Annotated in this window: 24 protein-coding genes; 13 read left to right on the plus strand and 11 right to left on the minus strand. The window is 52.9% G+C overall.

What is annotated here, in order from left to right; all coding sequences use genetic code 11:
- Positions 1 to 386 precede the first annotated feature (386 nt).
- From acnB to C2U41_RS00995, 6 genes are all read left to right on the plus strand, one after another.
- Positions 387 to 2,984 carry a bifunctional aconitate hydratase 2/2-methylisocitrate dehydratase gene (acnB, locus tag C2U41_RS00970; RefSeq protein ID WP_003829483.1) on the plus strand — a complete coding sequence of 866 codons (2,598 nt, stop codon included), beginning with the start codon at positions 387 to 389 and terminating at the stop codon, positions 2,982 to 2,984.
- 174 nt (positions 2,985 to 3,158) lie between these two features.
- Positions 3,159 to 3,521: a protein YacL gene (gene yacL, locus C2U41_RS00975; RefSeq protein WP_020996227.1), complete on the plus strand. Its 363-nt coding sequence runs from the start codon at positions 3,159 to 3,161 to the stop codon at positions 3,519 to 3,521.
- Positions 3,522 to 3,702: 181 nt separating this feature from the next.
- Positions 3,703 to 4,656 (plus strand): 2-keto-3-deoxygluconate permease 1, encoded by a 954-nt coding sequence (locus C2U41_RS00980; protein ID WP_103848359.1) that lies wholly within the window; start codon positions 3,703 to 3,705, stop codon positions 4,654 to 4,656.
- A complete protein-coding gene (gene dtnK / locus C2U41_RS00985) occupies positions 4,653 to 5,924 on the plus strand; it encodes a D-threonate kinase (RefSeq protein WP_103848360.1) in 1,272 nt (423 codons plus the stop codon). Before C2U41_RS00980 ends, dtnK begins: the two co-directional genes overlap by 4 nt.
- Positions 5,914 to 6,897, plus strand: a complete 984-nt coding sequence (locus C2U41_RS00990; protein ID WP_103848361.1) for a D-threonate 4-phosphate dehydrogenase — start codon at positions 5,914 to 5,916, stop codon at positions 6,895 to 6,897. The genes dtnK and C2U41_RS00990 overlap by 11 nt, the downstream gene beginning before the upstream one ends.
- Positions 6,898 to 6,906: 9 nt before the next feature.
- Positions 6,907 to 7,674, plus strand: a complete 768-nt coding sequence (locus C2U41_RS00995; RefSeq protein WP_008786221.1) for a DeoR/GlpR family DNA-binding transcription regulator — start codon at positions 6,907 to 6,909, stop codon at positions 7,672 to 7,674.
- A 30-nt stretch (positions 7,675 to 7,704) separates the two neighbouring features.
- Here the strand turns inward: C2U41_RS00995 and C2U41_RS01000 are convergent, their stop codons facing one another.
- Complete coding sequence (locus tag C2U41_RS01000; protein ID WP_003018667.1) at positions 7,705 to 8,052, minus strand: YacC family pilotin-like protein; 348 nt, start codon at positions 8,050 to 8,052, stop codon at positions 7,705 to 7,707.
- Positions 8,053 to 8,205: 153 nt separating this feature from the next.
- Here C2U41_RS01000 and cueO point away from each other — a divergent pair, with 153 nt between their 5' ends.
- The 3 genes from cueO to hpt all read left to right on the plus strand — a co-directional run bounded on the left by cueO (position 8,206) and on the right by hpt (position 12,453).
- On the plus strand, positions 8,206 to 9,825 hold the full coding sequence (gene cueO / locus C2U41_RS01005) for a multicopper oxidase CueO (RefSeq protein ID WP_003845765.1): 1,620 nt from the start codon (positions 8,206 to 8,208) through the stop codon (positions 9,823 to 9,825).
- 184 nt (positions 9,826 to 10,009) lie between these two features.
- Positions 10,010 to 11,665, plus strand: coding sequence for a methyl-accepting chemotaxis citrate transducer (gene tcp / locus C2U41_RS01010; RefSeq protein ID WP_003837476.1), 1,656 nt, complete (start codon positions 10,010 to 10,012; stop codon positions 11,663 to 11,665).
- A 251-nt stretch (positions 11,666 to 11,916) separates the two neighbouring features.
- On the plus strand, positions 11,917 to 12,453 hold the full coding sequence (gene hpt, locus C2U41_RS01015) for a hypoxanthine phosphoribosyltransferase (protein WP_003018658.1): 537 nt from the start codon (positions 11,917 to 11,919) through the stop codon (positions 12,451 to 12,453).
- A gap of 93 nt (positions 12,454 to 12,546) precedes the next feature.
- Here hpt and can read toward each other — a convergent pair whose 3' ends face one another.
- Positions 12,547 to 13,209, minus strand: a complete 663-nt coding sequence (gene can, locus C2U41_RS01020; protein WP_003018654.1) for a carbonate dehydratase — start codon at positions 13,207 to 13,209, stop codon at positions 12,547 to 12,549.
- Positions 13,210 to 13,317: 108 nt separating this feature from the next.
- Here can and C2U41_RS01025 point away from each other — a divergent pair, with 108 nt between their 5' ends.
- The 4 genes from C2U41_RS01025 (at position 13,318) to C2U41_RS01040 (ending at position 16,846) form a co-directional block, all read left to right on the plus strand.
- On the plus strand, positions 13,318 to 14,244 hold the full coding sequence (locus tag C2U41_RS01025) for an ABC transporter ATP-binding protein (RefSeq protein WP_003837480.1): 927 nt from the start codon (positions 13,318 to 13,320) through the stop codon (positions 14,242 to 14,244).
- Positions 14,241 to 15,011, plus strand: a complete 771-nt coding sequence (locus C2U41_RS01030) for an ABC transporter permease (RefSeq protein WP_003018647.1) — start codon at positions 14,241 to 14,243, stop codon at positions 15,009 to 15,011. The genes C2U41_RS01025 and C2U41_RS01030 overlap by 4 nt, the downstream gene beginning before the upstream one ends.
- 103 nt (positions 15,012 to 15,114) lie before the next feature.
- Entirely contained in the window at positions 15,115 to 15,555 is a 441-nt protein-coding gene (locus C2U41_RS01035) for a PTS sugar transporter subunit IIA (protein ID WP_003018644.1), read from the plus strand.
- A gap of 61 nt (positions 15,556 to 15,616) precedes the next feature.
- Complete coding sequence (locus C2U41_RS01040; protein WP_032937603.1) at positions 15,617 to 16,846, plus strand: polysaccharide deacetylase family protein; 1,230 nt, start codon at positions 15,617 to 15,619, stop codon at positions 16,844 to 16,846.
- Positions 16,847 to 16,852: 6 nt separating this feature from the next.
- Here the strand turns inward: C2U41_RS01040 and panD are convergent, their stop codons facing one another.
- The 9 genes from panD to thpR form a co-directional block, all read right to left on the minus strand.
- Entirely contained in the window at positions 16,853 to 17,233 is a 381-nt protein-coding gene (gene panD, locus C2U41_RS01045; RefSeq protein WP_003018640.1) for an aspartate 1-decarboxylase, read from the minus strand.
- A gap of 95 nt (positions 17,234 to 17,328) precedes the next feature.
- A complete protein-coding gene (gene panC, locus C2U41_RS01055) occupies positions 17,329 to 18,183 on the minus strand; it encodes a pantoate--beta-alanine ligase (protein WP_003018638.1) in 855 nt (284 codons plus the stop codon).
- A 121-nt stretch (positions 18,184 to 18,304) separates the two neighbouring features.
- Positions 18,305 to 19,096, minus strand: a complete 792-nt coding sequence (panB, locus tag C2U41_RS01060) for a 3-methyl-2-oxobutanoate hydroxymethyltransferase (protein ID WP_032937574.1) — start codon at positions 19,094 to 19,096, stop codon at positions 18,305 to 18,307.
- A 120-nt stretch (positions 19,097 to 19,216) separates the two neighbouring features.
- Positions 19,217 to 19,696 carry a 2-amino-4-hydroxy-6-hydroxymethyldihydropteridine diphosphokinase gene (gene folK, locus C2U41_RS01065; protein ID WP_103848362.1) on the minus strand — a complete coding sequence of 160 codons (480 nt, stop codon included), beginning with the start codon at positions 19,694 to 19,696 and terminating at the stop codon, positions 19,217 to 19,219.
- Positions 19,693 to 21,090: a polynucleotide adenylyltransferase PcnB gene (pcnB, locus tag C2U41_RS01070; RefSeq protein ID WP_203237415.1), complete on the minus strand. Its 1,398-nt coding sequence runs from the start codon at positions 21,088 to 21,090 to the stop codon at positions 19,693 to 19,695. The genes folK and pcnB overlap by 4 nt, the downstream gene beginning before the upstream one ends.
- Before the next feature lie 71 nt (positions 21,091 to 21,161).
- Positions 21,162 to 22,058, minus strand: a complete 897-nt coding sequence (gene gluQRS, locus C2U41_RS01075; protein ID WP_003837490.1) for a tRNA glutamyl-Q(34) synthetase GluQRS — start codon at positions 22,056 to 22,058, stop codon at positions 21,162 to 21,164.
- A 70-nt stretch (positions 22,059 to 22,128) separates the two neighbouring features.
- Positions 22,129 to 22,584 (minus strand): RNA polymerase-binding protein DksA, encoded by a 456-nt coding sequence (gene dksA / locus C2U41_RS01080; protein WP_003018625.1) that lies wholly within the window; start codon positions 22,582 to 22,584, stop codon positions 22,129 to 22,131.
- 177 nt (positions 22,585 to 22,761) lie between these two features.
- Positions 22,762 to 23,466 (minus strand): DNA/RNA nuclease SfsA, encoded by a 705-nt coding sequence (sfsA, locus tag C2U41_RS01085; RefSeq protein WP_003837495.1) that lies wholly within the window; start codon positions 23,464 to 23,466, stop codon positions 22,762 to 22,764.
- Between the two features lie 15 nt (positions 23,467 to 23,481).
- Positions 23,482 to 24,012: an RNA 2',3'-cyclic phosphodiesterase gene (thpR, locus tag C2U41_RS01090; protein WP_016149571.1), complete on the minus strand. Its 531-nt coding sequence runs from the start codon at positions 24,010 to 24,012 to the stop codon at positions 23,482 to 23,484.
- Positions 24,013 to 24,082: the final 70 nt, after the last annotated feature.

The raw sequence follows: 24,082 nt of genomic DNA on the forward strand, positions 1-24,082 counted from the left end.
CACCCGTGTTAGACAGTTTTGACTTTTATTGGGGATTCACCCGGTAGGTCCGGAAAAAGAGTGTGAGGATTTATTACACAATTATATCTGATGGCTGAAAAGTCGCTGGAAAATTCAGCATCTCGCGCTTGAAAATCAACTGTTTCAGGGTGGTTTTAGGTAGCCTGAATTGCGTTCCTCCTTGCCGCTACACCATTCTTAACGATTCAGCCAATTTTTTATGTTGCTTTTTTGTAAACGGATTAACACTTAATGAAAATCCTGTTATTGTGCCTTATGCGGTACCGGGCATTTACCCTACTAACTACTGTCTCACAGGAGCGTGAAGAGAATCGCCCATCTACAAAAGCGCCGCATTATGACAATGAGAGCGAGGAGATATCGTCGTGCTAGAAGAATACCGTAAGCACGTAGCTGAGCGTGCTGCCCAGGGGATTGTGCCAAAACCTTTAGACGCAACCCAAATGGCCGCACTTGTCGAGCTGCTGAAGACCCCGCCTGTGGGCGAAGAAGAATTCCTGTTAGACCTGTTGATCAACCGTGTTCCTCCTGGCGTAGATGAAGCCGCTTATGTTAAAGCCGGTTTTCTCGCTGCCGTCGCGAAAGGCGACACCACCTCCCCGCTGGTTACCCCAGAAAAAGCCATTGAACTGCTGGGCACCATGCAGGGTGGTTACAACATTCATCCGCTGATCGACGCGCTGGATGACGCCAAACTGGCACCGATTGCCGCCAAAGCGCTCTCTTCAACGCTGCTGATGTTCGATAACTTCTACGATGTGGAAGAAAAAGCCAAAGCGGGCAACGAATATGCGAAGCAGGTAATGCAATCCTGGGCCGATGCCGAATGGTTCCTGAACCGTCCGGCTCTGGCTGAAAAAATCACCGTTACCGTCTTTAAAGTGACCGGTGAAACCAACACCGATGACCTCTCTCCGGCACCGGACGCATGGTCCCGCCCGGATATCCCGCTGCACGCGCTGGCGATGCTGAAAAACGCCCGTGAAGGTATCGAACCGGATCAACCGGGTGTAGTTGGCCCGATCAAACAGATCGAAGAATTGCAGAAAAAAGGTTACCCGCTGGCTTATGTGGGTGATGTTGTTGGTACCGGTTCTTCGCGTAAATCCGCGACCAACTCCGTGCTGTGGTTCATGGGTGACGACATTCCTCATGTGCCGAACAAGCGCGGCGGCGGCCTGTGCCTCGGCGGCAAAATTGCACCTATCTTCTTCAACACCATGGAAGATGCGGGCGCACTGCCGATTGAAGTGGACGTGTCGAACATGAACATGGGCGACGTGATTGACGTTTACCCGTTCAAAGGCGAAGTACGCAACCACGAAACAGGCGAACTGCTGGCCAGCTTTGAGCTGAAAACCGAAGTCCTGATCGACGAAGTACGTGCCGGTGGTCGTATTCCGCTGATCATCGGTCGTGGCCTGACCACCAAAGCGCGCGAAGCGCTGGGTCTGCCGCACTCAGACGTCTTCCGTCAGGCGAAAGACGTGGCGGAAAGCAGCCGTGGCTTCTCCCTGGCACAGAAAATGGTTGGCCGCGCCTGCGGCGTGAAAGGTATCCGTCCGGGCGCGTACTGCGAACCGAAGATGACCTCCGTGGGATCTCAGGATACCACCGGCCCAATGACCCGTGACGAACTGAAAGACCTGGCGTGCCTGGGCTTCTCAGCTGACCTGGTGATGCAGTCCTTCTGTCACACCGCTGCCTATCCGAAGCCGGTGGATGTCAATACGCACCATACGCTGCCAGACTTCATCATGAACCGTGGCGGTGTCTCCCTGCGTCCGGGCGACGGCGTTATCCACTCCTGGCTGAACCGTATGCTGCTGCCGGATACCGTAGGTACCGGTGGTGACTCCCATACCCGTTTCCCTATCGGGATCTCCTTCCCGGCAGGTTCTGGTTTGGTGGCGTTTGCTGCAGCGACCGGCGTGATGCCGCTGGATATGCCGGAATCGGTACTGGTGCGCTTCAAAGGTAAAATGCAGCCGGGTATCACTCTGCGTGACCTGGTTCACGCCATTCCGCTGTACGCGATCAAACAGGGTCTACTGACCGTTGAGAAGAAAGGTAAGAAGAACATCTTCTCTGGCCGCATCCTTGAAATCGAAGGTCTGCCGGATCTCAAAGTGGAGCAGGCGTTCGAACTGACCGATGCTTCCGCAGAGCGTTCTGCTGCGGGCTGTACCATCAAGCTGAACAAAGAGCCGATCGTTGAGTATCTGAACTCTAACATTGTTCTGCTGAAGTGGATGATCGCGGAAGGCTACGGCGACCGTCGTACGCTGGAACGTCGTGTGCAGGGCATGGAAAAATGGCTGGCGGATCCGCAGTTGCTGGAAGCCGACGCTGACGCAGAATACGCGGCGGTGATCGACATTGACCTGGCTGACATCAAAGAACCAATCCTGTGTGCACCGAACGATCCGGACGACGCGCGTCTGCTGTCTGACGTACAGGGTGAGAAGATTGACGAAGTGTTCATCGGCTCCTGTATGACTAACATCGGCCATTTCCGTGCCGCAGGTAAGCTGCTGGATGCGCACAAAGGCCAACTGCCGACGCGTCTGTGGGTGGCTCCGCCAACCCGTATGGATGCGGCACAGCTGACCGAAGAAGGTTATTACAGCGTGTTCGGTAAGAGCGGTGCGCGTATCGAAATTCCAGGCTGCTCTCTGTGCATGGGTAACCAGGCGCGTGTCGCCGACGGCGCAACGGTGGTCTCGACCTCTACTCGTAACTTCCCGAACCGTTTAGGTACCGGGGCAAACGTCTACCTGGCTTCTGCGGAGCTGGCGGCGGTTGCGGCGCTGATCGGCAAACTGCCGACGGCGGAAGAGTACCAGACCTATGTGGCGCAGGTGGATAAAACTGCCGTGGATACTTACCGTTATCTGAACTTCGACCAGCTGTCTCAGTATACGGAGAAAGCCGATGGTGTGATTTTCCAGACCGCGGTGTAATGCGCTAACGCGTTTTGTGTAAAAACACATCAATGCCCGGAGAAGTCTGCTTCTCCGGGCATTTTTATTTCTATTCCTTATACCCACTACGCTTTTTTTCTGCCGCGCTGCTGCGATAATTACAGCAAGGCGCGATGCGGTATTGGCGCATTGCCGGGAGTAGAGGAAGACATTATGGATTACGAATTTCTGCGCGATATTACCGGGGTGGTAAAAGTGCGTATGTCCATGGGCCACGAGGTGGTGGGGCACTGGTTTAATGAAGAAGTGAAAGAAAACCTGGCCTTACTTGATGAAGTGGAGCAGGCGGCGCGTGCGGTTAAGGGCAGTGAGCGCTCCTGGCAGCGAGCAGGGCATGAATACACGCTCTGGCTGGATGGCGAAGAAGTGATGGTTCGCGCTAATCAGTTGGAGTTCTCTGGAGATGAGATGGAAGAGGGGATGAGCTATTACGACGAAGAAAGTTTTTCGCTTTGTGGTGTAGAGGACTTTCTTCAGGTTGTGGCGGCATACCGCGAATTTGTGCATCAATCCTGAGATATTTCAGATATCAATGAAGCCGGGTGAGACAACCCCGGCTTTTTTTTCGCCTGGAATGATTGTTTGATTTTTATTAATCATTAAAAAACTGTGATCTGGCGCGTTTGTGATCTTATTTTGATTAAATATAATCTTTATGATTTTATTTAATCACAACATAACAACAGGCGGGAAGACCATGAACATCAAGAAGGCAATAGAACGCGTACCCGGCGGCATGATGGTTGTGCCGTTGGTTATCGGTGCCATTATCAACACTTTTGCCCCGCAGGCGTTGCAGATCGGTGGATTCACCACTGCTTTATTTAAAAATGGCGCGGCTCCCTTGATTGGCGCGTTCCTGCTCTGTATGGGTGCGGGAATTAGTGTAAAGGCCGCGCCGCAAGCTTTGCTACAAGGCGGCACGATTACGCTGACCAAGTTACTGGTCGCGATTGCGATTGGTCTCGGGGTTGAACACCTGTTTGGCGCGGAAGGCATCTTTGGCTTAAGTGGTGTCGCCATTATTGCGGCAATGAGTAACTCCAATGGTGGGCTTTACGCGGCGTTGGTTGGTGAGTTTGGCAATGAACGCGATGTCGGCGCGATCTCCATTTTGTCTCTGAATGACGGACCTTTCTTTACCATGATAGCGCTGGGCGCGGCGGGTATGGCAAATATTCCTATCATGGCGCTGGTGGCGGTTCTTGTTCCGCTGGTGGTTGGCATGATCCTTGGCAACCTCGACGCCAACATGCGTGACTTCCTGACGAAAGGCGGCCCACTGCTCATTCCTTTCTTTGCGTTTGCCCTTGGAGCCGGTATTAACCTGAAAATGCTGCTGCAAGGCGGTTTGGCGGGCATTCTGCTGGGCGTGCTGACCACCTTTGTGGGCGGCTTCTTTAACATTCGTGCCGATCGTCTGGTTGGCGGGAGTGGTATTGCTGGTGCTGCGGCATCCAGTACGGCGGGGAACGCCGTCGCGACGCCACTGGCCATAGCACAGGCCGATCCCTCGCTGGCAGAGGTTGCCGCTGCGGCAGCGCCGCTGATCGCTGCGTCAGTCATTACAACCGCCATCCTGACGCCAATTCTTACGTCGTGGGTCGCGAAAAAACAGGCGCGTCAGACCGTGCAGGAGAAGAAAGCATGAAAATGATCGTTATCGCCGATGACTTTACGGGCTCTAACGATACCGGCGTACAACTGGCGAAAAAAGGGGCGCGTACCGAAGTAATGCTGACCCCAGCGCAGAAACCGTCGCGCCGCGCCGATGTTCTGGTCATCAATACGGAAAGCCGGGCGATGCCAGCAATGCAGGCCGCTACGGCTGTACAACAGGCGTTAGCGCCATGGTGTGGGGACGTAACAACACCGCTGGTATACAAAAAAATTGACTCGACATTCCGTGGCAATGTGGGCGCTGAAGTCACTGCAGCCATGCGTACAGCCGGTCGGACGCTGGCCGTGATTGCGGCGGCGATTCCTGCTGCCGGGCGCACCACGCAGGATGGCTTGTGCCTGGTCCATGGTGTACCGCTGCTGGAAACGGAATTCTCCAACGATCCAAAAACGCCTATTCACTCTTCGCGTATAGCTGAACTGGTCGCGCTGCAAAGCGATATCCCTGTACATGAGGTGTCGCTGGTGGATGTGCGTCGGGGAAGTTTGAGTGCGCTGCTGAGCGCTTTTGCAAAAGCCGGCGAATGTATGGTGGTGGTGGATGCTGTGGAGGAGCGAGATCTCGCGCTCATTGCACAGGCAGTTTGTGAGCAAAAAAAGATGCCGCTGCTCGTAGGGGCGGCAGGGCTGGCCAATGCATTACCGGCCGGAATGTTTATGCAAGAGAAGCAGGAATTACCGGTGTTGGTTGTGGCTGGCTCAATGAGTGAGGCAACGCGACGTCAGGTGGAAAAAGCAGTGTGTCAGGGCCGGGCAAAAGTTGTTGATATCGATGCCGCGCGGTTGGTTGCATCGTCATTTGCACCGGAAATGGACTCTGTTATTGAACAGGCTTGCGCGCAGTTGAGCCAGCAGCAACACACAATCCTGCGTACCAGTCGGTGTGCAGAAGACCGGGACATGATCGACACGCTGTGCTTCAACGTGGGGATGAGTCGCCAGCAGTTGGGAGAACTGCTGAGTCAGCGTCTTGGGGAGACAACGCTGCGCATTATTGAACAAGCACGTATCGGCGGTTTGTTCCTGACCGGAGGCGATATTGCCACGGCGGTCGCCAGTGCGTTGGGTGCTGAAGGGTATCGCATCCACAGTGAGGTTGCCCCCTGTATTCCGTGCGGAACGTTTGTGAATAGCGAGATTGACGACTTGCCGGTAATTACCAAAGCGGGTGGATTCGGTTCTGATACGACCCTTTGCGATGCGCTGTATTTTATTGAGGAGATGTACCGTGGTAACTAAAACAATTGCGATTACGATGGGAGATCCGGCGGGGATTGGTCCGGAAATTATTGTTAAAGCGCTACGCGAAGATGAACTTAATGGTGCACCGCTGGTGGTGGTCGGGTGCCTGAAAACGCTGCAGCGATTGCAGGCTCAGGGGTTGGCTGACGGAGTAACATTTCGCGCAATCGAACAGGTTGCTGATGCCCGATTTACGCCAGATACGATTCATGTGATTGATGAGCCGTTGGCACAACCCGAAGAACTTGTTCCCGGAAAAGTACAGGCCCAGGCGGGCGATCTGGCCTATCGCTGTGTGAAACGGGCGACTGAACTGGCGATGAAGGGGGATGTGCATGCCATCGCGACCGCGCCGTTGAACAAAGAGGCGCTGCATCTCGGCGGACACAATTATCCGGGACATACCGAGCTGCTGGCAACGCTGACCGAAAGCCGTGACTACGCGATGGTGCTGTACACCGATAAGCTGAAAGTTATCCATGTTTCGACGCATATCGCACTGCGCAAATTCCTTGATACGCTCAATGGGCAACGTGTCGAAACGGTGATTGGTATCGCGGATACCTTCCTGAAGCGCGTAGGCTTTGCACATCCACGTATTGCCGTTGCGGGGGTGAATCCACATGCCGGAGAGAATGGTTTGTTTGGCGATGAGGAAATTCGTATTGTCGGACCCGCGATTGAGAATATGAAAGCGAAAGGGATGAATGTTTACGGTCCGTGCCCGCCGGATACCGTGTTTTTACAGGCTTATGAAGGTCAATATGACATGGTGGTGGCGATGTACCACGATCAGGGGCATATCCCGCTGAAATTGCTTGGTTTCTATGACGGTGTAAATATCACAGCAGGTTTGCCGTTTATTCGTACCTCTGCCGATCACGGTACGGCATTTGATATCGCCTGGACGGGAAAAGCAAAATCTGAGAGCATGGCCGTATCGATCAAACTGGCAATGCAACTGGCGTAATTTACTGTTATGAAAGGGCAACATCGTCTGGATAAGATTGTGGCGTATTTGAAAAATCATACGCTGGTTACCGTGGAACAGTTGGTTGACGCGGTTGACGCCTCTCCAGCAACGATCAGGCGCGATCTCATCAAACTGGATGAGCAGGGCGTGATCAGCCGCAGCCACGGCGGTGTTGCGTTACGGCGCTTTGAAGCGGCGCAGCCGACCACGAACGAAAAGCAACTGCGATCGCCTGCTGAGAAACGGGCGATTGCGCGTTTTGCCGCCTCAATGGTGCGTGCGGGCGATGCCGTGGTGCTTGATGCCGGTACCACAATGCTGGAGCTGGCAAAATGTCTGACGCATTTGCCGCTGCGAGTGATTACCGTTGATCTGCACATTGCCCTGTTTTTGTCAGAATTCCGTCAGATAGAGGTGACGATTGTCGGTGGGCGCATCGATGACAGCAGCCAGTCCTGTATTGGTGAGTTTGGCCGGAAAATGTTGCGTAGTGTCTATCCCGATATCGCTTTTATGAGTTGTAATACCTGGAGTATGGAAAAGGGTGTAACCACGCCAACGGAAGACAAAGCGGGATTAAAGCAGGAAATTATTGCGAATGCCCAACGGAAGGTATTACTGGCGGATAGCAGTAAGTATGGTGCACATTCATTATTTAACGTCGCGCCGCTTAGTTGCTTTACCGATGTTGTTACCGATGTGAATCTACCGCCAAACGCGCAGACTGAATTAAAAGCGCAATCCGTTGCCCTGACGCTGGTACAGCCAGAGTAACGGCTCTCTCAATACTGATTGCGCCGGAAATTATTTAACGTAGGCCAACAGGCTCAGAGAATCACGCGCCAGTGCTTTGCATTTCTTTGCCGTGGGGATGCCGATACCGCTGAGATCGCGGTAGCTGTCTTCACCCAGCGCTTTCATATTGAAGGTGTCGTAATTACTCAGATCCCACTGGTTTTGCTGGGCAAAAAAGACCAGTGCGCGACGAATCTGCCCATTAGGCAAATTCTGGTATCCACAGTCATTTTTCAGAAAAACAAAAACTGCCGTTAAATCGGCCATATCTTCGGCTTCGGACTCGCTAAGCGCGTAGCTGTTTGCGCATACGGCCATCAGGCTACCGAACAAAACTGTTCTGAAAAACGTCTTCATTGCTTCTACCACTGCATCACGGAATTTAAACGTTAGCATACTGCGAGCGAAGCGACGACCTTTATTATTAGCCGTTCACTTGACCTTCCCGTAAGGGGAAGGCTTATGCTTAAAAGATAGCCTGCTTAAGCTGCTGAATATAAGGAAGAGAGAATGCAACGTCGTGACTTTTTAAAGTACTCCGTGGCACTGGGTGTCGCGTCAGCGTTACCTCTGTGGAGCCGGAGCGTATTTGCCGCCGACCGTCCCGCCTTACCCATTCCTGAACTGTTAACCGCCGATGCTTCGAATCGCATCCAGCTGATCGTGCAAGCCGGGCAGTCAAACTTTGCCGGTAAGACGGCCACGACCTGGGGATATAACGGCAATCTGCTCGGACCGGCGGTCAAGCTGAACAAAGGGCAATCGGTGAACGTGGATATCCATAACCAGCTTGCCGAAGAGACGACGTTGCACTGGCACGGGCTGGAAATCCCCGGTGAAGTCGACGGTGGGCCGCAAGGCATAATCCCGGCGGGCGGGAAACGTTCAGTGACCTTCACGCCGGATCAGCGCGCGGCAACCTGCTGGTTCCACCCTCATCAGCATGGAAAGACCGGTCATCAGGTAGCGATGGGGCTGGCCGGACTGGTGCTGATTGAAGACGAAGAGATTCGCAAGCTGATGCTGCCTAAGCAGTGGGGAATTGATGATGTGCCGGTAATTATTCAGGACAAACAGTTCTCTGCTGATGGGCAGGTTGATTATCAACTGGACATCATGACCGCCGCAGTCGGCTGGTTTGGCGATACGCTGCTGACCAATGGGGCGATTTATCCTCAGCATGCCGCACCGCGCGGCTGGCTGCGCCTGCGTCTGTTGAATGGTTGTAACGCGCGCTCGCTGAACATTGCGGCCAGCGACAATCGTCCTTTGTACGTCATTGCCAGCGACGGTGGGCTGTTGGCGGAGCCGGTAAAAGTGACCGAGCTTCCTATGCTGATGGGCGAGCGCTTTGAAGTGCTGGTGGATGTCAGTGACGGCAAAGCTTTTGATCTGGTAACTCTGCCAGTCAGCCAGATGGGGATGGCAATTGCGCCATTTGATAAGCCGCACCCGGTGATGCGTGTTCAGCCGCTGCTGATTACCGCTTCCGGCACGCTGCCGGATACGCTGACATCCATGCCATCGCTGCCGTCACTGGAAGGTCTGACGGTGCGCAAGCTGCAGCTGTCGATGGATCCGATGCTCGATATGATGGGCATGCAAATGCTGATGAAGAAATTCGGCGGTCAGGCCATGGCGGGTATGGATCATGGAAAGATGATGGGCCATATGAATAATGACAATATGGACCACGGCAATATGAATCATGGCAATATGAACCACGGTGAGATGGGGAATATGCAGCATGGCAACATGGGCAACATGAAGCATGGCGGATCGTTTGATTTCCATAATGCCAACCGGATTAATGGTCAGGCGTTTGATATGAATAAACCGATGTTTGCCGCGGCAAAAGGGCAGCATGAACGCTGGGTGATTTCTGGTCAGGGCGACATGATGCTGCATCCGTTCCACATTCACGGCACGCAGTTCCGCATTCTGTCTGAGAATGGCAAAGCGCCTGCCGCACACCGTGCGGGATGGAAGGACACGGTGCGGGTAGAAGGCGGCGTGAGCGAGGTATTGGTTAAGTTTGACCATGACGCGCCAAAAGAGCATGCCTATATGGCGCACTGCCATCTGTTAGAGCATGAAGATACCGGGATGATGCTCGGCTTCACCGTCTAAAAAAATCGCGCTGCGCTTATCCGGCCTACAGAAATCTCTCGTAAGCCGGATGAGACACAGTCTCTTTACAGCGTTTCATCGCACGACTCCCTCCTCCTGCTAATTCTGCTATTGCACATAAAGTAATCGCCTTTAGAGCCGATAATCATTGGGTACCCAATGTGAGTTCAATGGATGAAATACTATGATTAAAAATGTGCGCGTTATTACCGGCATTCTTCTGGTTCTCGCCATTTTCTGTTTGCTACAGGCCGTGACAGGAAGTTTTTTTTATTCTGCAGTAAACAATGATCGCCATAATTTCCAGAACTCAGGCACCCTGAATGCTCAACAGGAAAATCTGAGTGATAGCGTCAATACGCTGATTAAAACCCGGGTAACGGTAACCCGCGTAGCAATTCGTTTCTTAAAGAACCAACGCGATCCGGCCTCACTGGCGGCAATTGATACTTTGCTAAAAACGGCGAGTGAGTCGATGAAGAAGGCTGAAGGATACTTCGCGCATTATCAGTCATTGCCGCAGGTGTCGGGGCAGAATCCGCAAATTGCATCTGAAATGGAAAAACAGTATCGGCAGATGCACGACGTGATGGCGTTATCGATAGAGTATCTGCGCGCGAATAACTATCAGGCCTATGGCGATCTTGATGCTCAGAAGGCGCAAGATGAAATGGAAGCCAGCTATGACCAGTGGCGTAACGAAAATAACGCGTTGCTTCAGCACGCGGCGGCGGAGAATCAGCACAGCTTTACCCGCATGCAATGGACATTAGGGGCAATTGTCGTCGCTGTGCTCATCGTTCTGGGCATGATCTGGAGTGGGTTGCAGCATATGCTGCTTAAACCCCTGGCGCAGATTATGGAGCATATTCGCATTATTACCCGTGGTGATTTGACCCATCAACTCGACGTCCAGGGACGTAATGAAATGGGGCGTTTGGCGACGGGGTTAGATGAAATGCGACAGTCGCTGATTTCGACAGTCACGTCGGTGCGTAACAGCTCAGAAACGATTCATAGCGGTGCAGCGGAAATCTCGTCAGGTAACAACGATCTGTCTTCGCGTACCGAACAACAGGCTGCTTCACTTGAAGAGACTGCCGCCAGCATGGAACAGCTTACTGCAACCGTGAAGCAAAATACGGACAATGCGAAACAGGCGACTCAATTGGCTAAGAATGCGTCTGATACTGCCGCGCGTGGTGGACGGGTTGTTGATACTGTCGTGCACACGATGAGTGAAATTGCCGGTAGTTCACAGCAAATTGCGCAGATCACCAGCGTCATCGACAGTATTGCTTTCCAGACCAATATCCTGGCGCTCAACGCGGCGGTTGAGGCAGCCAGAGCAGGAGAGCAGGGACGAGGATTTGCTGTTGTAGCGGGTGAAGTCCGTACTCTGGCAAGCCGTAGCGCTCAGGCAGCCAAAGAGATCAAAGCGTTGATTGATAACTCAACTCACAGCGTGGGGATGGGATCTCAGCAGGTGTCGGACGCGGGTAAAACGATGAAAGAGATTGTCGCTGCGGTCACCCGCGTGACGGACATCATGGGGGAAATCGCCTCAGCCTCAGAGGAACAGAGTCGGGGGATTGAGCAGGTGAGTCTCGCGGTCTCGCAGATGGACAGTGTTACACAACAAAACGCCGCGCTGGTAGAAGAGTCTGCCGCTGCCGCCGCTTCGTTGGAACAACAAGCTGAACAGTTACGCCTGGCCGTGGCAGCATTTCGCATCACTCGCGATACCTCCAACAGTGAGCATCGGAAACCGCCTAAGGATGCTCCGCAAGCAACCTCTGCAGGGAGTACGACACAAGACCCGCATTGGGAAACGTTTTAGCCGCATGCTGTCGTGCGAACCTGGTTTTGATTAATAAGCATACAAAAAACGACGCAAACGGGTTCTCCTGTGAACTATCAGAGGAACCCGCTCTCTTTACTGGTATACTTCATCAACTGAATTGTTTGTATGCTGTCGCAAGTTTTGTGGTTAGAGCGGGTCGCCGTCTGTCAGTCGGTGTATCAACGTAAGCGCTTTCTTTCGATCTGCATGATGTGTCAACTGATAAAAATCAGTGAGTTATAGGGTTTATGAAACATACTGTTGAAGTGATGATCCCGGAAGCGGAGATCAAAGCGCGTATTGCTGAACTGGGGCGCCAGATTAACGAACGTTACAAAGACAGCGGCAGCGATATGGTGCTGGTTGGTCTGTTACGTGGCTCATTTATGTTTATGGCGGATCTGTGCCGTGAAGTGCATGTCTCCCACGAAGTCGATTTCATGACGGCATCCAGCTATGGCAGCGGAATGTCTACTACGCGTGATGTTAAGATCCTGAAAGACCTGGATGAAGACATTCGTGGCAAAGACGTGCTGATTGTCGAAGACATCATCGACTCCGGCAATACGCTGTCCAAAGTGCGTGAAATTCTGAGCCTGCGCGAGCCGAAATCCCTGGCTATCTGCACGCTGCTGGACAAACCTTCTCGTCGTGAAGTGAATGTTCCGGTCGAGTTTATCGGATTCTCTATTCCAGATGAGTTTGTGGTCGGTTACGGCATTGACTATGCCCAGCGTTATCGCCATCTGCCGTATGTTGGCAAAGTGGTGCTGCTGGACGAGTAATTGGCGGGAGCGCCTGATGGCGCTTCGCTTATCAGACCTACGGCGTAGGTTTGTAGGCCGGGTAAGGCGTCTCCGCCTCCCGGCAATGTCACATTATTTATGGTTGCTGTGTTTCTGACTCAGGTTAGACAACCCCTGGCGATAGCGCTGCTCCAGCGTTTCGCGGCTGGTGGCGGTGACGTCGAGATCGCGCAATAGACCGTCATGAATACCGTAAGCCCAGCCGTGAATGGTAACTTTCTGACCGCGCTTCCAGGCTGAACGCATAATGGTTGAGTGGCCGAGGTTGTAGACCTGCTCCATGACATTCAGTTCGCATAGGGTGTCCATGCGACGTTCCTGCGGCATTTCGCCCAGCAGTGAGCTGTGTTTGAACCAGATATCGCGGATGTGCAGTAACCAGTTATCAATCAGCCCTTGTTCTTTATTTTCAATCGCCGCCTGGACGCCGCCGCATCCGTAGTGGCCGCATATAATAATATGTTCCACTTCCAGCACATCCACCGCATACTGAACGACTGAGAGACAGTTCAGGTCAGTGTGAATAACCAGATTGGCAACATTGCGGTGAACAAATAATTCGCCCGGTTCAAGACCGGTTAATCGTTCAGCGGGAACGCGGCTATCGGAACATCCAATCCATAGAAAACGCGGATTCTGTGCATGCGTCAGCGTTTCAAAAAATCCGGGATCCTCTTCTACCAGCATCTTTGACCATAGTGCATTGTTGCTGATGAGTGTATCTATGTCTTTCATGGAGTTGTACGACCCGAAGCCAGATAAATTCGATGGGCTAATATAGGGTAACTCCAGCATTAATTAAACTATATATAAAATGTCAGAACGTAAGGTAAGTAAAAAACCATGACCATTGCTCTGGAACTTCAACAACTTAAAAAAACCTATCCCGGTGGCGTTCAAGCGTTACGCGGGATAGATTTGCAAGTCGAAGCGGGTGATTTTTATGCGCTTTTGGGACCGAATGGCGCAGGAAAGTCCACCACCATTGGAATAATCAGCTCGCTAGTGAACAAAACCTCCGGGCGGGTGAGCGTCTTCGGATACGATCTCGAAAAAGATACGGTTAACGCGAAACGCCAGCTTGGTCTGGTACCGCAGGAGTTTAACTTTAACCCGTTTGAAACCGTGCAGCAGATCGTGGTCAACCAGGCCGGTTACTACGGCGTTGAGCATAAAGAGGCGGTCAAACGCAGCGAATTATATTTAAAGCAGCTCGATTTATGGGAAAAACGTAACGAGCGTGCACGCATGCTTTCCGGCGGGATGAAACGCCGTCTGATGATTGCTCGTGCTCTGATGCACGAACCAAAATTACTCATCCTGGATGAACCAACGGCGGGTGTCGACATTGAACTGCGTCGTTCAATGTGGGGCTTTTTAAAGGATTTAAACGACAAAGGCACCACCATTATTCTGACCACTCACTACCTCGAAGAAGCAGAAATGCTGTGTCGCAATATCGGCATTATTCAGCACGGCGAGCTGGTGGAAAACACCTCGATGAAGGGTCTGCTCTCCAAGCTGAAATCCGAGACCTTTATCCTCGATCTGGCGCCGAAAAGCCCGTTGCCGAAACTGGACGGTTATCAGTACCGGCTGGTAGACACTTCCACGCTGGAAGTGGAGGTGCTGCGTGAACAGGGGGTTAACAGCGTCTTCTCTCAGCTGAGCGCGCAGGGCATTCAGGTATTGAGTATGCGTAACAAAGCGAACCGACTGGAAGAACTGTTTGTTTCTCTGGTTCATGAAAAACAAGGAGATCGCGCATGATGCAGCTTTATTGGGTGGCGCTGAAAAGCATCTGGGCGAAAGAGATCCACCGCTTTATGCGTATCTGGGTTCAGACTCTGGTTCCCCCCGTCATCACCATGACGCTCTATTTTATTATCTTTGGTAACCTGATCGGCTCGCGTATCGGCGAAATGCATGGTTTTAGCTACATGCAGTTTATCGTGCCGGGGCTGATTATGATGGCGGTGATCACCAACTCGTACGCGAACGTGGCATCGTCATTCTTCAGCGCTAAGTTTCAACGCAATATTGAAGAGCTGCTGGTCGCCCCGGTACCAACGCACGTGATCATCGCCGGTTTCGTCGGCGGCGGCGTGGCACGTGGCTTGTGCGTAGGCATTCTGGTAACGGCTATTTCACTGTTCTTCGTGCCTTTCCAGGTGCATTCTTGGGTCTTTGTGGCGCTTACGCTGATGTTAACGGCGGTACTGTTCTCGCTGGCCGGTTTGCTGAACGCAGTCTTTGCTAAAACCTTTGACGATATCAGCCTGATCCCAACCTTCGTACTGACACCACTGACCTATCTGGGTGGCGTGTTCTATTCGCTAACGCTGCTGCCACCGTTCTGGCAGGGGCTGTCGCATCTGAACCCGATTGTCTACATGATTAGCGGTTTCCGCTACGGCTTCCTGGGGATTCATGATGTTCCGCTAGTCACCACGTTTGGTGTGCTGGTGGTGTTTATCGCTGCGTTTTATTTGCTGTGCTGGTACCTGATTCAGCGCGGACGCGGCCTGCGCAGCTAATTCTTTCTTCCTCTCCTTGCCTGGGAGAGGAAGACTTTTGATGCTTGTCACCATTACGGATTTATCACACTGATAAACTACTTGCCTGCTAAGGAGGTAGGCAATGTTAGGTTGGGTAATTACCTGTCATGACGATAAGGCACAGGATATGCTGCATCGTCTGGAGAAAAAGTACGGCCCGTTGGCCCAATGTCAGGCGGTAAGTTTCTGGCGTGGACTCAGCTCGAATATGCTAAGCCGCATGATGTGTCACGCCCTGCATGCCACAGACTCAGGCGAGGGCGTGATATTCCTGACGGATATGGCCGGGGCCGCGCCTTACCGCGTGGCTTCGTTAATGAGCCATAAACATCCCCAGTGTGAAGTGATTTCTGGCATCAGCTATCCATTACTTGAGCGAATGATTTCGTCTCGGGAATCTATGAGCAGTTCAGCGTTTCGCGATTGCATCGTCGCACTTGGCGGCCCCGAAGTCTCCAGTCTCTGGCATCAGCAACAAAAAAATCCCCCCTTCGTGTTGAAGCATGATTTGTATGAGTATTAATCATTGGTATTGATGGCGCTTTTGCTACAATAGCCGAGGTTTCTCGCCTCGGTTATCTCATATGGTTATGCGCGTTCTGCTTGTTTTATTGCTCCTGTTTTCTGGCAGCGTCGCTGCGGCTTTGCCTGCTCGTTATATGCAAACCACCGAAGCCGCCGCCGTATGGGCGCAGATTGGCAATAAAATGGTGACGGTTGGGAATATTCGCGCCGGGCAGATCCTCGCCGTTGAGCCAATTGCCGCAGACTATTACGAATTTACCTTCGGCTTTGGCACCGGGTTTATTGATAAGGGGCATCTGGAGCCCGTTCAGGGGCGGCAGAAAGTCGATGATGGTCTGGGCGATCTCAATAAACCGCTCAGCAACCAAAGCCTGGTAACCTGGAAAGATACGCCAGTTTATAACGCTCCGGATGTCGGTAGCGCCCCGTTTGGCGTGCTGGCGGATAATCTGCGTTATCCGGTCATCAGCAAGCTTAAAGACCGACTCAACCAGACCTGGTACCAGATCCGCATTGGTGGCCGACTGGCCTATGTTAGCGCGCTGGATGCGCAGGAAGACAACGGCATCCCGGTGTTAACCTATCATCATATTTTGCGCGATGAAGAGAATACCCGCTTTCGCCATACCTCCACTACAACCTCCGTACGCGCTTTCAGCAACCAGATGGCCTGGCTCCAGGATCGCGGCTACACCACGTTGACGATGTATCAACTGGAAGGCTACGTGCAGAATAAAATGAATCTCCCGGCGCGGGCGGTGGTGCTGACCTTTGATGATGGTCTCAAGTCGGTGAGTCGTTATGCTTACCCCATTTTGAAGCAGCACGGCATGAAGGCCACGGCGTTTATCATCTCCTCACGCATCAAGCGCCACCCGCAGAAGTGGGATCCGAAATCGCTGCAGTTTATGAGTCTCTCTGAACTGAACGAGATCCGGGACGTGTTCGACTTCCAGTCGCATACCCATTTTTTGCATCGGGTTGATGCGAATCGCCGGCCGATCCTACTGAGTCGCAGCTATCATAATATTCTGTTCGATTTCGCCCGTTCGCGCCGGGCATTGTCCCAGTTTAATCCTCACGTTCTGTATCTTTCGTATCCGTTTGGGGGTTATAACGCCACGGCGGTAAAAGCAGCAGGCGACGCGGGATTCCACATGGCGGTCACTACGGTGAGAGGGAAGGTTAAGCCGGGAGATAATCGGTTCTTATTGAAAAGGCTTTATATTTTAAGGACGGATTCGCTGGAGACGATGTCGCGGCTGATAGTCAATCAGCCGCAGGGGTAAGTACTGTCAGGCAACCTGTACCGGAATAGCTTTCGCGGTGCGCTTCATCTCGTTGTCGCCTTCAAAATAGGCCACTTTCGGACGCCAGGTGCGGGCTTCTTCGTCAGACATGGTGACGAAGCTGGCGATAATTACAATATCGCCAACATCAGCGCAATGCGCCGCTGCTCCGTTCACCGAGATGATTCTGGAGCCGCGTTCAGCCGCAATTGCATAGGTTGAGAAACGTTTACCGTTGGTTACGTTCCAGATATCAATAGCTTCGTTTTCCAGAATACCTGAGGCATCGAGGAAATCCTGGTCGATGGCGCAGGAGCCTTCGTAATGCAGGTCCGCCTGCGTGACTTTTACGCGGTGGAGCTTGCCTTGCAGCATGGTGCGAATCATAACTTCTATACCCTGTCGTTTACCTTGGCTAAGCAGACGAAACTGGCCTGCTTTGAGAAATTCTCAGGCAGTATTGCCCGATTTTTAACCCCTGTCTACTGGGCTAATGTAACGCTTTGATTATCGATCAGACGCGCCTGACCCAGCCAGGCGGCAGCCAGAATCACCGCGCGTTTGCTGGTTTCCGTCAGCTCCAGCAGCGTGTCGGCATCACGAATCTGAATATCGTCGGCGCGGAAGCCTTTTTCATTCAGCTCCTGCTCGGCAATAGCAATAATCTCCTGCAACTCACGATTACCCGCAATCAGTTTTTCTGCGATGCTATTCATCACTTTGTGCAGACCCGGCGCAATTTTACGCTGTTCTGCGGTCAGATAACCGTTACGTGAGCTAAGCGCCAGGCCGTCTTTGGCGCGAATAATCGGCACGCCAACGATCTCAATGTCATAACCCATATCCGCCACCATTTTGCGGATCAGCGCCAACTGTTGGAAATCTTTCTCGCCGAAGCAGGCGAGGTCAGGCTGGATAAGGTTGAACAGCTTGCTGACAATAGTGGAAACGCCACGGAAATGGCCCGGACGGCTGGCGCCTTCCAGCATGGTGGAGAGACCGGGAACCTCAACAAAAGTCTGGCCTTCCAGACCCTGTGGATAGATTTCCTCAACGGCTGGTGCAAAAACATAATCGACTTTGCGCTTGTTCAGCTTTTCACAATCTTCCTGCAGTGTGCGCGGATAACGCACCAGATCGTCCGGTCGGTCAAACTGCATCGGGTTGACGAAAATGCTGGCGATTACCACATCAGCCCGGGCTTTTGCCTCATCGACCAGCTTCATATGGCCGTCGTGCAGATTTCCCATGGTGGGAACCAGTGCGATGCGTTTACCTTCCTGACGCAGACGACGAATATGCTGGCGCAGCAGCGGCAGGGTTTCAATAATTAACACAACAAGACTCCTTAAATACGATGCCTGATGGCGCTTCGCTTATCAGGCCTACGCGTGAAGATGTAGGCCGGATAAGGCGCGTAGCGTCACCATCCGGCGTAATGGCGTGCTGGCGGATAAATTAATGGAAGCTGTGTTCTTCGCCCGGGTAAACGCCGGACTCCACTTCAGTCATATACTGCCGCACTGCGGCGCGCATGTCGCCTGCTTCATTGAGGAAATTCTTTGCAAATTTCGGGATATGACCACCGGTAATGCCAAACGCATCGTGCATGACGAGAATTTGCCCGTCCGTGACGTTACCTGCGCCAATACCGATAACCGGAATAGACAGTGCTTCAGTGACGCGCTTCGCCAACTCAACCGGCACGCACTCCAGCACCAACAGCTGAGCGCCAGCGGCTTCTAAGGCCAGCGCGTCATCCAGCAGCACTTGTCCGGCATCGCCGCGGCCCTGAATTTTATAGCCGCCAAACACGTTCACCGACTGCGGGGTTAACCCCAGATGGCCGCAAACCGGTACGGCGCGTTCGGTGAGCATTTTCACCGTATCAACCAGCCACGCGCCGCCTTCAATTTTGACCATGTTGGCGCCCGCACGCATAACCACCGCGGCGTTTTCAAACGTCTGTTCCGGTGTGGCATAAGCCATAAACGGCAGGTCGGCGAGCAGGAGACAGCCCGGAGCGCCACGGCGCACGGCACGGGTATGATAAGCGATATCTTCAACGGTAACGGGTAGGGTGGAGTCATGTCCCTGAACCGTCATGCCCAGTGAGTCGCCAACCAACATCACGTTGATGCCTTCATCGGCGAACAGTTTGGCAAAGCTGTAGTCGTAGGCGGTAATTGTCGCGAAGCGTTTTTTCTCTTGCTTGCATTTCTGCAGCAGTGAAATGGTAGTGGGTTTCATAACATTTCCTGATGATGAAAGTCATATTTATCGGCATTCTAACAGTCACATTCAGGGGGGCAATTGTTTTAAGCAATCGTTTGGCGCTAAAGCAGTAAACGCTAAAGGGGAGGAGATACTTTACCAGTGTGCAGGTTTTGCAGTACCAAGATGGGTGAGGTGCTGATGCAGACTGATACCATCCGGAAAAATAAGCTCAGGCGCAATTTCGAATAACGGCCACAGCATAAAACTACGGTTTTTCATGTCGTAGTGCGGCACGGTCAGGCGTTCGGTGTTAATCACTTCGTCGCCAAACAGCATAATATCGAGGTCCAGTGTTCGCGGTCCCCAGCGTTCAGCTTTGCGCACCCGGCCCTGTTGCAGTTCAATTCGTTGGGTATGATCCAGCAACGCTTCGGGGGCGAGAGCGGTATCCAGCGCCACAGCGGCGTTCAGATAGTCGGGCTGATCCTGTGGACCCAACGGGGGGGTACGATAAAACGAAGAAACCGCAACGATACGGCTGTCAGGGATTTCGCCGATCGCTTGCACGGCAGCATTCACCTGCTCCAGGGGAGAAGCTAAATTACTGCCGATGGCGATATAAACGACGGTCACGCGCTACCTTCGCGACGCGGTGCACGCTTACGCGGGCGACGATGGCGGCGGCGTACGTCAGGCTCTTCATCCAGTTCGTTCAGCATGCCTTTTTGTTCCGGCGGCGCGGAAACCTGGAATTCACCCCACCATTTCGCCAGTCGTTGCAGTTCAGCGTTGTGTTCTACTTCGGCACGCAGTGCTAACAGGTCATAAGCTGCGCGGAACTTTGGATGTTCCATCAGCTTCCAGGCGCGTTTACCCTGACGACGGGACATACGTAATTGCAACTGCCAGATATCGCGGGTTAGCGAGGTCAGACGTTTCGGGATCGCCAGCGAGCGGCAGGCTTCGTCCAGCACGTCGTTCATTGCCAGCGCGAAAGCGTCGTAGTAGGCCAAACCGCTTTCTTGCGCAATTTTCTGCGCGGCTTCCAGTAACGGATACCAGAACATCGCGGCGAACAAGAACGCCGGGTTAACGCGCATATCATTGTTAATGCGGTTATCGGTATTCTTCAGCACCTGAGCGATAATGCGTTCCATCGGGCTGTCACCGTCTTCGGTGAAGTAGCGTGTAATGGTTGGGAACAGCGGCTGGAACAGGCTGTACTCACGCAGTTTTTTATAGGTTTCATACCCATAGCCCGCCTGTAACAGCTTAAGTGCTTCTTCAAACAGGCGTGCAGGAGGAATGTCGTTCAGCAGCGTTGCCAGACGCGGGATCGGCTCTGCGGTTTCCGGGCTGATACGCATGTCGAGCTTGGCGGCAAAGCGCACTGCGCGCAGCATACGCACGGGATCTTCGCGATAGCGCGTTTCCGGATTACCGATCAGGCGAATGATGCCCTCTTCGAGGTCCTGCATACCGCCGACGTAATCACGCACGGTGAAATCGGCCACGCTGTAATACAGGCTGTTTATCGTGAAATCGCGACGTTGGGCATCTTCTTCAATGGAGCCGAAGATGTTGTCGCGCAGCAACATACCGTTTTGCCCGCGTTGCGACGTGGTACGATCGGCTTCGCTGCCTTCATGATGGCCGCGGAACGTCGCCACTTCGATAATTTCTGGACCGAACATGACATGAGCCAGACGGAAACGGCGACCGACCAGGCGACAGTTACGAAACAGTTTACGCACCTGATCCGGCGTTGCGTTAGTAGTGACATCAAAATCTTTCGGCTTTTTGCCCAGCAAAAGATCGCGTACACCACCGCCAACCAGCCATGCCTCGTATCCGGCCTTATTGAGCCTGTACATTACCTTCAGGGCATTTTCACTGATATCTTTGCGGGAGATAGAGTGCTGCTCACGCGGAATTACCGTCATATGTGGACGGGCGACGGCGAGCTCAGCCTCGCGCTCCTCGCGGCTTAGCACCTTGCGGCAAAAATTAGCGACTCGGGTAAAAATAGTGCACCTCGGTAGTGTCAAACTTCAATCAGAACAAGTGTTGCTGTGTAAAAATAGCGGCTAATCATAGCTCAGCGTGGCGCATTTGAGAATGCCGGATTTAAGATCGCTGATTCTGGCACTGTTGTCAGACGCCAGTTCTCAACGGCAAACTCCAGGATCTGGTCCACACGCATCTCCTGCCACGGGATATCGGCACGCTGGCCGAGAAAGCGTAGCGCGGCAATAATCACCGGGCGCGGATCGCCTTGTGGTAGCGCAGGTGCATGATTTTGTTTTGAAAGTTTAGCGCCTTGTTCGTTGAGCGCCAGCGGAAGATGAATATAGTCAGGCGCTTGCCAGCCAAACTGCTGATACAAAGAGATTTGCCGCACCGTGGGTTCGATGAGATCGGCGCCGCGAACAATCTCCGTTACGCCCTGAAAGTGGTCATCAACTACCACGGCGAGGTTATAGGCAAACAGCCCGTCGCGGCGGTGGATGATAAAATCTTCACCAGCAAGTTGCGGGTCAGCCTGAATCACACCGCGTAGCCGGTCAGTAAACTGCATCACGGGATGGCGTTGTTTAATACGGACGGCCGCCTGTTCTGGCCCGAGGCGTAACTCACGGCAGTGACCGTCGTAAATACCGCCGACGCTTTGAATACGCGCTCGCGTGCAGGTGCAGTAATAGCTCAGATCTTGCTGATGCAGCCAGGTAAGCGCCTCGCGGTAGGCTTCGTGGCGTTGGGATTGCCACAAAATATCGCCATCCCAGTGCAGGCCGTAATGTTCCAGCTGACGCAGGATCGTATCTGCAGCACCGGGAACTTCACGAGGGGGATCAATATCTTCAATGCGTACTCGCCAGATTCCGCGCCGGGCACGAGCCTGCAGGTAACTGCCGAGGGCGGCAATCAGTGAACCGAAGTGCAGTTCGCCGGAGGGGGAAGGGGCGAAGCGGCCAATATAGTGTGAATCGCTCATTTTACGGACTGACAAATAATAAGGCGGGAGAAACTCCCGCCTGTAGTAAACGTGGTAAAAATGACCGGAATTAACCTGCCATCTGTTTTTCGCGGATTTCTGCCAGCGTTTTGCAGTCGATACACAGATCGGCTGTCGGACGCGCTTCCAGACGGCGAATACCAATTTCTACGCCGCACGATTCGCAGTAGCCGAAATCTTCGTCTTCTACCTTCTTCAGCGTCTTCTCGATCTTTTTGATCAGTTTGCGTTCACGGTCACGGTTACGCAGCTCAAGGCTGAATTCTTCTTCCTGCGCGGCGCGGTCCACCGGATCAGGGAAGTTAGCCGCTTCGTCTTGCATATGAGATACGGTGCGATCAACTTCATCCCTAAGTTGATTACGCCATGCCTCAAGAATACGCCTGAAGTGCGACAGCTGGGCTTCGTTCATATACTCTTCGCCCGGTTTCTCCTGGTACGGCTCCACCCCAGCGATGGCGAGAATACTCAGGGACGATGTTTTACGGTTTTGCCCTTCTTGCATGTTGCTTCTCCTTAACACGCACTATCGATCCCCATGTTCGGGGGAAAAATCAGGTCGCTATAAATAGCAGATGCTTTTCCGGATAGCAATTATCTAAACGTAACACTTGACAACCCTGTGAGGAAAAGCGTATTTGCCCACGCGCCCAGAATACTAATTAACCAAATGTTTACACCATTACAAGGTAATGGGCAACGGCTCTTTAAGAGTCATGCCATGGGCAGAAAGTTCCGCTTTATAAACCAGAATTTCTACCCCCTTAAGCTGTGCTTCAACTAATAATTGCGCATATTTTGCATCGATATGGTGCGCGGGTGAAAACCGTGTAATAGCTGAATGCAGCACGGCGAAAAATATCACTGCCCGCTTGCCTTCAGCCGCTACGCTCATCAATTCCCGAAGATGCTTCTGACCTCGTTCAGTGATGGCATCGGGAAAATAACCCTGCTCTTTTTCCGCCAACGTGACTGATTTCACTTCAATATAGCAGTCAGGTCGGGAATCTGCCTGTAACAAAAAGTCGATACGGCTCCCTTCGGCGCCGTATTTTACTTCACTTTTCAAGACGCTGTAGCCTGAAACTTCTGAAATTAACGACTGCTGAATCGCCTCTTTCGTTAATCTATTGGCCCACAGCGTGTTAACACAAATAAATGCCCCGGATTGGGTTTGCGTTAATTCCCAGGTATGTGGATATTTCCGTTTAGTATTTTCTGATGTCGAATACCAGACGGTATCACCCGGGGTGGCGCATCCGGTCATCGCGCCAGTATTTGGGCAGTGTAACGTTAACGTTGAGCCATCCGGTGTGATTACATCCGCTAAAAAACGCTTGTAGCGCTGGATGAGCGTTGCAGGTTGTAAAGGTGGAGAAAATTGCATAAACAGTCCCTTTAATTATTCAGTCAGCGTCCAGCGTTGCAGCTGCGTATAACGCGTGCGTCCTCGTGCGAATGAAGAGGAGTAAAGTGCGAACTCCGTGACCGGAAATGACCAGCCAAAGCCCGGTGGGGGGATGGGAACCGCGTGTCCGGCATCGCGCAGCAGCGTGATATGTGGGTGAAACGGCTGCGGGCTTTGATAACACCCGCTGCGTGCGGCCTGCGCCCGCAGCATATTCGCGAGTTGTAACAGTCCGCGCGGTGGCTGACGCATCCCCAGCCACACGACCCGCGAACGCAGCCATTGCCCGGCATCATCCAGTTTGAGCGTAAAACCTGGCTGGCGAATGCGTCCGGCTAGTTGCGACAAAGCCTGTTGCTTCTCTGCGCTGACATCACCTAAAAAGGCCAGCGTCAGATGCAGATTCTCGGCGGCGACGGGACGGCCTGCTTCAGGAGGGAACTGCGCGGCTCGCCAGTGGATTAACTGCTCCCGAACCCCGCCAGGCAATTCAATCGCAAAGAACAGCCTTTTTGGCTCAGACATGATGGATACTCGGTTATGAATTAACGCGATGCTACAATGCAGCGCGAAGAATGTTAACCCTCTGGAGCTA

Origin of the sequence: Citrobacter freundii complex sp. CFNIH4, from assembly GCF_002934505.1 — a bacterium.
GTDB lineage: Bacteria > Pseudomonadota > Gammaproteobacteria > Enterobacterales > Enterobacteriaceae > Citrobacter > Citrobacter freundii.

Coding starts and splice junctions, on each gene's coding strand:
- yacL (WP_020996227.1), top strand. CDS start 3,159: ATGGATTACGAATTTCTGCGCGATATTACCGGGGTGGTAAAAGTGCGT.
- C2U41_RS00980 (WP_103848359.1), top strand. CDS start 3,703: ATGAACATCAAGAAGGCAATAGAACGCGTACCCGGCGGCATGATGGTT.
- dtnK (WP_103848360.1), top strand. CDS start 4,653: ATGAAAATGATCGTTATCGCCGATGACTTTACGGGCTCTAACGATACC.
- C2U41_RS00995 (WP_008786221.1), top strand. CDS start 6,907: ATGAAAGGGCAACATCGTCTGGATAAGATTGTGGCGTATTTGAAAAAT.
- C2U41_RS01000 (WP_003018667.1), bottom strand. CDS start 8,052: ATGAAGACGTTTTTCAGAACAGTTTTGTTCGGTAGCCTGATGGCCGTA.
- cueO (WP_003845765.1), top strand. CDS start 8,206: ATGCAACGTCGTGACTTTTTAAAGTACTCCGTGGCACTGGGTGTCGCG.
- tcp (WP_003837476.1), top strand. CDS start 10,010: ATGATTAAAAATGTGCGCGTTATTACCGGCATTCTTCTGGTTCTCGCC.
- hpt (WP_003018658.1), top strand. CDS start 11,917: ATGAAACATACTGTTGAAGTGATGATCCCGGAAGCGGAGATCAAAGCG.
- can (WP_003018654.1), bottom strand. CDS start 13,209: ATGAAAGACATAGATACACTCATCAGCAACAATGCACTATGGTCAAAG.
- C2U41_RS01025 (WP_003837480.1), top strand. CDS start 13,318: ATGACCATTGCTCTGGAACTTCAACAACTTAAAAAAACCTATCCCGGT.
- C2U41_RS01030 (WP_003018647.1), top strand. CDS start 14,241: ATGATGCAGCTTTATTGGGTGGCGCTGAAAAGCATCTGGGCGAAAGAG.
- C2U41_RS01035 (WP_003018644.1), top strand. CDS start 15,115: ATGTTAGGTTGGGTAATTACCTGTCATGACGATAAGGCACAGGATATG.
- C2U41_RS01040 (WP_032937603.1), top strand. CDS start 15,617: ATGGTTATGCGCGTTCTGCTTGTTTTATTGCTCCTGTTTTCTGGCAGC.
- panD (WP_003018640.1), bottom strand. CDS start 17,233: ATGATTCGCACCATGCTGCAAGGCAAGCTCCACCGCGTAAAAGTCACG.
- panB (WP_032937574.1), bottom strand. CDS start 19,096: ATGAAACCCACTACCATTTCACTGCTGCAGAAATGCAAGCAAGAGAAA.
- gluQRS (WP_003837490.1), bottom strand. CDS start 22,058: ATGAGCGATTCACACTATATTGGCCGCTTCGCCCCTTCCCCCTCCGGC.
- dksA (WP_003018625.1), bottom strand. CDS start 22,584: ATGCAAGAAGGGCAAAACCGTAAAACATCGTCCCTGAGTATTCTCGCC.
- sfsA (WP_003837495.1), bottom strand. CDS start 23,466: ATGCAATTTTCTCCACCTTTACAACCTGCAACGCTCATCCAGCGCTAC.
- thpR (WP_016149571.1), bottom strand. CDS start 24,012: ATGTCTGAGCCAAAAAGGCTGTTCTTTGCGATTGAATTGCCTGGCGGG.